Origin of the sequence: Streptomyces sp. MB09-02B (genome assembly GCF_033794485.1) — a bacterium.
GTDB lineage: Bacteria > Actinomycetota > Actinomycetes > Streptomycetales > Streptomycetaceae > Streptomyces.
On sequence record NZ_JARGEE010000643.1, the window covers coordinates 1 to 3,480 of the forward strand.

At 72.8% G+C, this 3,480-nt stretch carries 5 protein-coding genes; 1 reads left to right on the forward strand and 4 read right to left on the reverse strand.

Annotated elements, in window-relative coordinates; translation table 11 throughout:
• The 3 genes from P1P70_RS42155 to P1P70_RS42165 all read right to left on the reverse strand — a co-directional run.
• Positions 1 to 177: CDGSH iron-sulfur domain-containing protein (locus tag P1P70_RS42155; protein ID WP_413471671.1), on the reverse strand; the 177-nt coding region annotated here is incomplete at its 3' end.
• 206 nt (positions 178 to 383) lie between these two features.
• Positions 384 to 1,379 (reverse strand): iron-containing redox enzyme family protein, encoded by a 996-nt coding sequence (locus P1P70_RS42160; RefSeq protein ID WP_319247422.1) that lies wholly within the window; start codon positions 1,377 to 1,379, stop codon positions 384 to 386.
• A 133-nt stretch (positions 1,380 to 1,512) separates the two neighbouring features.
• Entirely contained in the window at positions 1,513 to 1,722 is a 210-nt protein-coding gene (locus tag P1P70_RS42165) for a CsbD family protein (RefSeq protein ID WP_319247424.1), read from the reverse strand.
• Between the two features lie 186 nt (positions 1,723 to 1,908).
• Here P1P70_RS42165 and P1P70_RS42170 point away from each other — a divergent pair, with 186 nt between their 5' ends.
• Positions 1,909 to 2,397: a hypothetical protein gene (locus tag P1P70_RS42170; RefSeq protein WP_319247426.1), complete on the forward strand. Its 489-nt coding sequence runs from the start codon at positions 1,909 to 1,911 to the stop codon at positions 2,395 to 2,397.
• 11 nt (positions 2,398 to 2,408) lie between these two features.
• Here P1P70_RS42170 and P1P70_RS42175 read toward each other — a convergent pair whose 3' ends face one another.
• The gene (locus P1P70_RS42175) at positions 2,409 to 3,182 is read right to left on the reverse strand and encodes an SAM-dependent methyltransferase (RefSeq protein WP_319247430.1); all 774 of its coding nucleotides are present in this window, start codon (positions 3,180 to 3,182) and stop codon (positions 2,409 to 2,411) included.
• Positions 3,183 to 3,480: the final 298 nt, after the last annotated feature.

Here is a 3,480-nt window from a genome sequence, read left to right on the forward strand (position 1 = left end):
GCCGCATCTACCCGTGGTGCGACACCAGCCACCGGCGGGGGCCCGGCGCCGGTGGCTGGTGTCGCACCACGGGTAGATGCGGCTGCGGCGGCAGGTGCACAGGGCCACGCAGAAGCGGTCCGACGACACGGTCGTCCCGTCCTCCAACGTGACCTCGACCGGCCCCTCGACCAGCAGCGGACCGGGGCGACGCTGCAGGGCGACGCGGGTGGCCGGCCCCGGTGCGCTCCGCCTCGCAGCCGAGGGAGGCGGCGTCGGAGCGCGGCGTCCGGCGGGATCCTTCGGCACGGATGATCACCAGCTCTTCCTTGTCGTGGACGGCTCCCGGGGACGTCCCGGCCGACCGGCGTGGGACCGGCGCGCCCTTCCGCCCCGGCTCCTCCTCACACCGGCGTGCGCAGCGACGACCGGCCCGCTCGCCACGCTCCGAGGAGGCGGCCCGCGAGGGCGTCCTCCAGATGGTTGGTGGCGTCGACGCCGAAGGCGACGTCGGCGTCCAGCTGCGGCTCCTCCTCCAGCAGGCCGGCGACGACCTCCCGTCGTACGACCTGCTCGTGCACGGCGTCGGCCTCGACGTGCTCGTCGTAGAAGTGCTCGGCGGCGGGGCCGGCCCCGGTCCGCCGCATGGCGCGGGAGAGTCGGCGGGAGCCGGGGGAGGAGGTGATCTCTACCGTCGCGAAATGTCCGACCAGGGCACCGCGCAGCGCCCGGTGCAGGCCGAAGAGGGACATCAGGTTCACCAGGGCGAGCGCCTCGGCACCGGCGGCGTCCACGTAGCGGCCGTACGTCGGGTCGAGCCCGAGGTCGGTCATGAGCTCGGCGAAGAGGCGCGCGTGCACGCGCTCGGCGCGGCCCCCGCCGAACTCGTCGAACTCGACGGCGGCCATGCCCGCCTTGGCCCGCCCCCACAGCCGGGGCAGCACCCAGGCGTGCGGGTCGGCCTCCTTGAGGTGGTACAGCGACCGCTGCGCCGCGTACTCGCGCACCTGCCACAGTTCGCCCTCGTCCTGGAGGAAGTCGCCGACCCCGCCGCCGTCGCCGCCCGCCGGTTCCACGAGCAGGTCGTCCAGGGCCTCCTGGGCGCCCACGTGCCGGGTCGCCCGGTCGCGCAGGCTTTCGAGGAACGGCCACTCCAGGGCCGCCCGGCAGCGCAGCAGCTCGGGATCCCATTCGAGGTCGGCGTCGACGTCGGCGAAGCCCCGGTAGTGCAGTTCGTAGCAGAGGTAGAGGGCGAGCTGGAGGTCGTCGCCGAAGGGGTCGGCCCCGGCGATCTCCCGGTTCCGGGGCGGCGCGCCCGCGCCCCGCAGAAACCGCGTGACGGCATCCGAGACGGCCCCCCTGCTTTCCGGCAACACCGGCCCTGCCACCTGGGTCTCCATGCGCGCCGAGTACCCGTGAACCCCGAGCTACTCACCAGCGACAAGCGAAGGGGGCTCCCCATGCAGGGGGAGCCCCCTTCCACTACGTCAGCCGCGCTCGCGCGTCGGCGGCGTGGCGGGCTCGTGCGTCGGCTCAGATGCCGGTGCGTCGCGACGAGCGCTGCGGCTCCCGCGTAGGCGCCTGCACGCGCTCCTGCGCCTTGCCCTTCATCTTCTTCGCCTCGCCGCGCGCCTGCTGCATCTTGCCCTCGGTCTGCTGCGCGCGATCGCCGGTGACCTTCCCGGTCATCTCCTTGGCCTTGCCCTTGATCTTGTCCATGCTGCCCTTGTCCTTGGCGGCCATGGTTACTCCTTGGTGGGGTGGTGTACTGCCTTGCCCGCCCAACGTACGGCGGACCGGTGACCCTCGCGCGTCGAACGGTAACGCTCCGTGAGGGAGTCGCGTCCTGAAGGGGCGCGGGGAACCGCGCGAGCAACCCCGACCGACGCGCGCCGGAACCGCCACCCTCCCGGCGCAGTCCGCTCAAGCATGGCGTCCTTCCTCCTCTTCGCCCTCCTCCTCGCCCCGTTCCTGGCGCCGTTGGTCGTCGCGGCCGCGACGGTGACTCGCGCCGTGCGCGCGCACGACCGGGAGACGGGCAGCGGCCGCCGACGCCTGCCGGACGCCGGTTCGTGCGCCCTGGTGGCGGTCATCTCCGGCGTGACGGCGCTGGGCGCGTACGCGTACGGCCTGGTCAGCGGCTTCTACATCCTGGACCCGGAGCAGATGTGCGCGGCCGCCGGAGCCCCCGGCGGGCACGTGGTGACCCGGACGACCCTGCCGGTCAGCGTGCGGTGCGTCACGGAGGAGGGCATGGCGACCGAGCTGGTACCCGGCTGGGTGAACCCGCTCGTCCTCGGCGGCACAGCACTCTGCGCCCTCGCCCTGACGACCGCGGCCACCCAGACGCTCAACGCCACGCGGACTCCCTCGGGCACCCCCGGCCCCTCAGGCCCGTCCGGGCCCCTGTGTCCGTGAGCGGCCCGCCCTCAGGGCTTGCGCCCGACCCCGCAGTACGCGTCGACAGCCGAGGCGGCGCCGACCGGGTCCCTGAGGTCGGGGCGCCACTCGGGCACCTGGACGACGCCCGGGTCCACCAGGTCGAGGCCGTCGAAGAAGGCGGCGATCTCGGCGACGCTGCGGACGTGGTACGGCACCGCGCCGCTCGCGTTGTACGCCTCCGACGCGGCGATCATGCCCTCACTCGTGGCGGTGCTGTCGCTGATCACCAGGTGGCTCCCCGACGGCAGGCCCGCCATCAGGCGGCTCACCAGGTCGCGTGCCCGGTCGTGGTCGGCGACGTGGCCGAGCGTGTTGAGGATCATCAGACCGACCGGCCGGGAGAGGTCGAGGGTGTCGGCCGCCGCCTCCAGGATGGTCTCGGGGGCGTAGAGGTCGGCGTTCAGATAGACCGTGCGGCCCTCGGGGGTGCCGGTGAGCAGGGCGTCCGCGTGGGCCAGCACGATCGGGTCGTTGTCGACGTACACGATCCGGGCCTCGGGGGCGGCGCGCTGGGCGACCTCGTGGGTGTTGTCGGCGGTCGGCAACCCGGTGCCGACGTCCAGGAACTGACGTACGCCCTGCTCGTCGGCCAGATAGCGGACGGCGCGGCCCAGGAAGTGCCGGCTGGTGACGGCCACGTCGACGAGACCCGGGAAGATCTCCTTGATGTGGTCCCCGATCTCCCGGTCGACCTCGTAGTAGTCCTTGCCGCCGACGAAGTAGTTCCAGAAGCGGGCCGAGTGCGGCTTGCTGGTGTCGATACGGGGGCGGGGCCGGGCACCCCTACCGGTTCCGGTTTCGGTTCCCGTTCCGGCTTCGGTCGAGGGGTCGTCGTTCAACACGGCAGGCCTCCGGTGTTCCGATGTCTCGGTGCTGATGATCAGGCACCAACGTAGGTCGACTCGCCTTGTTCGCACCGGAGTTGCGTACATCCACGCTCGTGCACCGTAAGGATCTGGCCATCGAACGATCGGGCCATCGAAGCAGCGAGCCATCGGGCCATCCGGCCGCTTGGCCCGACCCGCCTGCCTGGTCCCTCCCCGGCCTGACCGGCCCACC